Genomic DNA, 6,016 nt, shown 5'->3' on the forward strand with positions numbered 1-6,016 from the left:
GCGAGGAAGGTGCCGGGTTTGCCGTTGAACGAGACCCGGGTGTCGGTGTTCTCGGCGGCGAGTTCGACGCGAGCCACGTCGCGCAACCGCACCACATTGCCGTCAGTCGAGCGCAGCGGCAGCTCGGCGAATGCCTCCGGCGTCTGCAATGTCGAGCGCACGGTGATCGAGGAAACGACATACTCGTTCTGGGTGTTGCCGGGCGCCGACAGGAAGTTGGAATTGTTGATCGCCGTCAGCAGTTCGGAGGCCGTCACGCCGCGCGCGGCAAGCTTGACCGGGTCGATCCAGACGCGCATCGAGTATTCCTGGGCGCCGAAGATCTGCACGTCGGCGACGCCTTCGACCGTCGACATGCGCGGCCTGATGACGCGCTCGATATACTCGGTCAGCTGCTCCTTCGTCATGTTCGGGTTCTGCATCGAGATGTACATCATCGCGAACTGCTGGCCGGTGCCCTTGACGATGACAGGGTCCTTCGATGCGTCCGGCAAGGTGCCGCGCACGCCCTGGACCTTGGACAGGACTTCGGTCAGCGCGACGTCGGGGTTCGAGCCGAGCTTCATCTGCACGGTCACGGTGCTGGAGGACGGGCGGCTGGACGAGGTGACGTAGTCGATGTTTTCGGTCGAGGCGACGGCGCGGGCGATCGGGGCGGAAATGAAGCCCTGGATCAGATCGGCGCTGGCGCCTGGATAGGCCGTCGTGATGGTGATCGCGGTTTCGTCGACCTTCGGATACTGCCGGATCGACAGGTTGAAGATGCCCTGGAAACCCAGGAGCAGGATCATGCAGGCAAGGACCGTCGAAAGAACAGGCCGGCGAATGAAGAGATCTGAAAAGCTCATTGCTGTTCGGCCTGCTTGTTCGCCGATTTGGTCGGGTCGATGGTGTTGTCCACAACGACGGACATGCCGTTGAAGAGGCGGTTCTGGCCGGCGGTGACGACCTCGTCGCCGGCCTTCAGCCCCTCGACGATCTCGACCATGCCTTGATTGCGGCGGCCGGGCTTGACGAACACCTGCGACAGCACGAGCGCGGGCTTGTCACCTTCCGCCGCCGGCTTGGCCGGATCGGCAGCCTTGTCGGTTGGTTTTGCCGCATCGGCGGCAGGCTTGGCTGCATCAGCCGCCGGCTTCATGGCATCGGCCGGCTTGGTGTCCGCAGGCTTGGCTTCCGCCGATTTGTCGGCTGACGGCGCGGCGGGGTTTTCCTCCGGCTTGGCTGGGGCCGCCTCGGCAGGCTTGGCCGGCTGCACCACGAAGATGTAGTCGCCATAGAGGCTTGTCGTCAGCGCCGTCTGCGGCAGGGTCAGCACGTTCTGCTCTTCGGGCAGCTCGACACGCACCTGCACGAACTGGCCGGGGGTCAGCTTGCCATCGGGATTGGCGACTTCCGCCCGGATGTTCACCAGCCGGCTGGACGAGTCGATCTTCGGGTCGATGCCGCGAATGGCGCCTGCGAATGGCCTGTCCTCACCGCCAAGGCCCAATCGAATCGTCTGGCCGATCTTGAGCAAGGCGAGTTGCTGTTCGGGAACCGAGAAATCGACCCGCATCGTGTCGAGGTCCTGCAATGTCACCACGGCGGTGCCGGGCGCCAGATACTGGCCGATATCGATTTTCGGAATGCCCACCGTGCCGCCGAAAGGCGCCGTCAGCTGCTTCTGTTCGAGTACGGCCTGCAGCTTGGTGACCTGAGATGCCGAGGCCGAGGCCGCCGCACGCGCCGTGTCCAGCGTCGAGTCGGAGCCGACGCCACGCCTGGTCAGTTCAATGGCGCGGGCCAGCGAGGTCTGGTCGAGCGCGGCCTGCGCTTTCTGTGCGTCGAGATCGGCGCGCTCGACGGCGTCATCGAGCTGCAGCAGAACCGCATTGTCGGCCACCTTCTGGTTGGCATGGAAAAGGATGTCCTTGACGATACCGGTGGTCTCGACCGCCAGGTCGACACCGCGCACAGCCTTGACCGTACCGATAGCCTCGACGCCTGGCGTCCAGGCCGAAGGCTTGGCGATGGTGGTCGACACGGTTGCCGCCGGCGGCTTCATCGATGCGAAATACTGCTTGATGCCGTTGTCGCGCAGGAAGTTGAAGCCGACGATGCCGCCGACCACGACGACGAGCAGAGCCAGAACCAGAACAATGATAAAGATACGGAGTATGCGCTTGAACAAGGAAGTCCCCTCAGTCGAAATCCGGCGCGAAGCGCGGATATCGGGACACATATCGACTGCGGGTCCCGATTTCAAATAATGGCGGTCTTCCTGTACCGTCTGGACGGTCTTGTCAATTGGGCCTAAGCTTGCGATGGGAGGCCCCATGAGAGCCCAAAGACCGAATTCGCGCGAGAAGATTCTCGCCGCGGCGGCTGATGTTGCCCGGGAATCCGGACCAGGCAGCCTGTCGCTGGATGCCGTAGCCAGCCGTGCCGGCGTGTCGAAGGGAGGGCTCCTCTACAATTTCCCGACCAAGGCCAAATTGATGCAAGGTTTGGTCGAAGGCTATCTGCGTGAGTTCGAGCACGCACTGGAAGCCGCCCGCACAAATGACAAGGACGAAAATCCCCTGGCTGTCTACATCAGGCTGTCAGCCAATGATTGCGAGGAAAAGCAGCCGTCGGCGTCCTGGATTTTCTCGGCCATCGCCGAGGATCCCGATTTCATGATGCCGATAAAGACCTTCAAGAGGCAGCTTTTCGAGCGGCTGAAAGGTGAGACGCCGGATCTCAAATCGCTGTTAATCTGCTATCTCGCCATCGAGGGATTGCGCAGCATGAACCTCTTCGATTCGGATGTCCTGTCGAAAGATGAGCGAGAGCTTCTGGTATCGTCCCTGCTCGAGATCGCCAAATAGGCGTCGCCCACCCTATGTCTGGACCCCGCTGGTCGAAAGGCAGATTCCCGACACCATGAAGGCGCGCGGCATGACCGAGGAACAGGTCAAGCACGATGTGCTGCTCGCTGCCCAGCCGACCAAGGAATTCGTCACCGTCGATGAGCTTGCTGCGTTGACGCTGTTCCTGTGTTCGGACGCAGCCAGGCAGATCACCGGCACGACCTTGCAGATGGACGGCGGCTGGACGGCACAGTAGCCCGGCCCCGAAGGCTCAGCATTTGCTTCCGGCGGCCAGTAGCGGGGTGTCTCCTGGTTGGATTCCGCTGCTCGTTCGACGCGAGAGTTTCGGGATAGCGGCGATCAACTCTCGCGTATAGGCCTGCTGCGGACGATCCAGGACATCTTCCGTATTGCCATACTCAACCAGCTTGCCGTGCTGCATGACCGCAACGTGCTCGCAGAGATAACGCACCACGCCCAGATCATGGGAAATCAGGATCAGCGTCAGCGACAATTCGCGGCGCAGCCGCGCAAAGAGGCCGAGCACCTGGGCCTGGATGGTGACGTCCAGAGCGGAGGTGACTTCATCGGCGATCAATATCTCAGGTTCCAGCGCCAGGGCTCTGGCGATGCCGACGCGCTGCCGCTGGCCGCCGGAAAGCTGCGTGGTGCGTCGGTCCAGCAACTGGCGTGGCAATTCCACTTTTTCCATCAGCTCGCGGATCCGCTCCGGGATGTCTCTTTCCGGGCAGATGTTCTGTTGCCGCAGCGGTTCGGCCAGAGTTCGCGCAACCGTAAACGCCGGGTTGAGGGACATGAACGGGTCCTGGAACACCATCTGCAGTTTGCGAACCTGCTCCGGTCGGCGCTGCCTTAGCGCGCGATCGAGCGATTGGCCGTCCACCTCGATCTCTCCTTGTTCCGGCTGCACCAGGCCTGCAATGGCCCGGGCTATGGTGCTCTTGCCGGAACCGGACTCGCCGACGATCCCCAGTGCCCCACCGCGCCGCAATGCCAGCGAAACATTGTCGACCGCGCGCACGATCTGCGGCGGCTTGCGTGTCGCCCAGGCTGCAAGGCTCTGCCCTGGGTAGAAGTTCACGCACAGGTTCTTCACCAGGAGATGCGGTTCCGTCGCCACGGGGCATGCATGCGTGGTCGGCTTCATCAGCGAGGGTTGGGAAGCGATCAGGCGCTTCGTGTATTCATGGGCGGGGTCACGCAGGATCTGATCGACCGAGCCGATTTCCAGCACCGCGCCGTCCTTCATGACGACGACGCGGTCGCACATTTCCGCGATCACGCCAAGGTCGTGAGAGACCAGAATGACCGACAGCTTGCGTTCACGCCGGATGCCGCGGAGCAGGTCGAGTATCTGAGCTTGCACCGTGACATCAAGTGCCGTCGTGGGCTCGTCGGCAATCAGCAGTTTCGGTTCGCAGGCAAGGGCCGCCGCAATCATCACCCGCTGACGCATGCCACCGGATAGCTCGTGAGGATAGGCGCCCGCGCGCCTTGGCGCGTCCTTGATGTGCATGTCTTCGAGCAGTCCGACCGCCCGCGCATTGGCCTGCCGCCAGGATACGCCCTGATGGACCACCATCGCTTCTCCCACCTGACGCCCGACCGTCATGATCGGATCAAGATGCGTCGACGGGTTCTGGAAGATCATCGCCGCTTGCCCGCCACGCAGCTGGCCCAGATCGGCATCCTTCATGGCGAGGACATCGCTGCCCTCGAACATGATCCGACCCGACTTCACCAGTGCGTTGCCGGCAATCAGCTTGAGGATGGCTCTGCAGGCCACCGTCTTGCCCGATCCGGATTCACCGACGATCCCAAGGACCTCTCCCGCTTTCAGTGAAAAGCTGACGCCGCGCAGGGCGTGGACGTCGCCAAAATTGGTGGCGAAGTCGATGGTGAGGTTCTCGACGCTGACGAGGTCGCTCATCTCAGGATTCCGTGTTCAGGAGGCGGGCGAGACCATCAGCGGTCAACGAGAGGCCCAGCGCCAGAAGGCAGATGGCGATGCCTGGGAAGATCGCAATCCACCATGCGGTCGTCAGGTAGGTCTGCCCGTCCGCGATCATGGCGCCCCATTCGGGCGTTGGCGGTTGTACGCCGAGGCCGAGAAAACCCAATGATGATCCGAGCACGATGGCCAGCACGGCATCGGTCATGACGAAGACGATCGATGGGACGATGGCATTCGGCAGGATGTGGAACAGCATGATGCGCAAATGCCCAAAACCCATGCCACGTGCCGCCAGCACGAAATCGACGCCGCGCAGCACCAGCGCCTGGCTCCGCACAAGTCGCGCATAGCTGACCCAGTTCACCAAGGTGAGCGAGATGAAGTAGCTCTTGAGGCCGGGCCCCAGCACGGCCACGATGGCGATCACGAGGACGAAATAGGGAAATGATACGGTGACCTCGAGGATGCGCATCAGCGCCGCATCGATCCGGCCACCCAGATAGCCGGCGATAAGGCCGATGATCGTCCCCAGGATGATCGGACCGACGACGCCGAAGAAGGCCATGGCGAGATCGTAGCGTGCGGCAAACAGTGTCCGCGCCAGGACATCGCGGCCGATGGCGTCGGTGCCAAACCAATGCTCGGCGCCAGGTGGTTTCAGCGCCTGCATCACATCGACCTTGATCGGGTCGAAACTGGTCAGCACCGGCGCCAAAATGGCCACGACGATCCAGGCCAAGGTGATGGCGCCGCCAATGATCAAGGTTGCCGGCATCGTGCGGATACGCGCCATGGCCAAGGAGCCGCTGCCCTGCATCACATCGCTCATAATTCCACCCGTGGGTCGAGAATGGCGGTCAAGACATCGACGGCAAAATTCGAAATGACGACACCTACGGCAAGCAGCAGGGCCACCGCCTGGACGACGAACTGGTCGTGCGTGAGAACGCCGCGGATGAGCAGGTTGCCGAGCCCTGGAATGTTGAAGACATTTTCGACAACGACCGTTCCGCCGATCAGGAAGGCGACCACGACGCCCAGCAGATTGACTGTCGGCAAAAGGGAATTCCAGAACACATGCCGGGAAAAGATGTAGCTTTCCGGCAGGCCCCTGGAGCGGCAGGCGATCGCGTAATCCTTGTCCATCTGCTGAATGAAGGTCGCGCGCAGATTGCGCGCGACCTTCATTCAGCAGATGGACAAGGAT

At 62.1% G+C, this 6,016-nt stretch carries 6 protein-coding genes and 1 pseudogene; 2 read left to right on the forward strand and 5 right to left on the reverse strand.

Annotated elements, in window-relative coordinates; genetic code table 11:
• Positions 1-848: efflux RND transporter permease subunit (locus EN964_RS21420; RefSeq protein WP_164775915.1), on the reverse strand; the 848-nt coding region annotated here is incomplete at its 3' end.
• Positions 845-2,173: an efflux RND transporter periplasmic adaptor subunit gene (locus tag EN964_RS21425; protein ID WP_127276711.1), complete on the reverse strand. Its 1,329-nt coding sequence runs from the start codon at positions 2,171-2,173 to the stop codon at positions 845-847. The genes EN964_RS21425 and EN964_RS21420, both read right to left, overlap by 4 nt.
• Before the next feature lie 145 nt (positions 2,174-2,318).
• Between EN964_RS21425 and EN964_RS21430 the strand changes: the two genes are divergently transcribed.
• Together EN964_RS21430 and EN964_RS21435 are read left to right on the forward strand one after the other, a co-directional pair.
• On the forward strand, positions 2,319-2,852 hold the full coding sequence (locus tag EN964_RS21430) for a TetR/AcrR family transcriptional regulator (protein WP_023811021.1): 534 nt from the start codon (positions 2,319-2,321) through the stop codon (positions 2,850-2,852).
• A gap of 7 nt (positions 2,853-2,859) precedes the next feature.
• Positions 2,860-3,090 (forward strand): annotated as a pseudogene (locus EN964_RS21435) (SDR family oxidoreductase); the annotation flags it as partial.
• Positions 3,091-3,105: 15 nt separating this feature from the next.
• Here the strand turns inward: EN964_RS21435 and EN964_RS21440 are convergent.
• The 3 genes from EN964_RS21440 to EN964_RS21450 are packed head-to-tail and all read right to left on the reverse strand — an operon-like array spanning position 3,106 to position 5,997.
• The gene (locus tag EN964_RS21440) at positions 3,106-4,785 is read right to left on the reverse strand and encodes an ABC transporter ATP-binding protein (RefSeq protein WP_127267171.1); all 1,680 of its coding nucleotides are present in this window, start codon (positions 4,783-4,785) and stop codon (positions 3,106-3,108) included.
• A gap of 1 nt (position 4,786) precedes the next feature.
• On the reverse strand, positions 4,787-5,638 hold the full coding sequence (locus EN964_RS21445; RefSeq protein WP_236383514.1) for an ABC transporter permease: 852 nt from the start codon (positions 5,636-5,638) through the stop codon (positions 4,787-4,789).
• Positions 5,635-5,997, reverse strand: a complete 363-nt coding sequence (locus EN964_RS21450; protein ID WP_127276712.1) for an ABC transporter permease — start codon at positions 5,995-5,997, stop codon at positions 5,635-5,637. The genes EN964_RS21445 and EN964_RS21450 overlap by 4 nt, the downstream gene beginning before the upstream one ends.
• Positions 5,998-6,016 lie beyond the last annotated feature (19 nt).

The organism is Mesorhizobium sp. M7A.F.Ca.CA.001.10.2.1 (assembly GCF_003998575.1).
Taxonomy (GTDB): Bacteria; Pseudomonadota; Alphaproteobacteria; order Rhizobiales; family Rhizobiaceae; genus Mesorhizobium.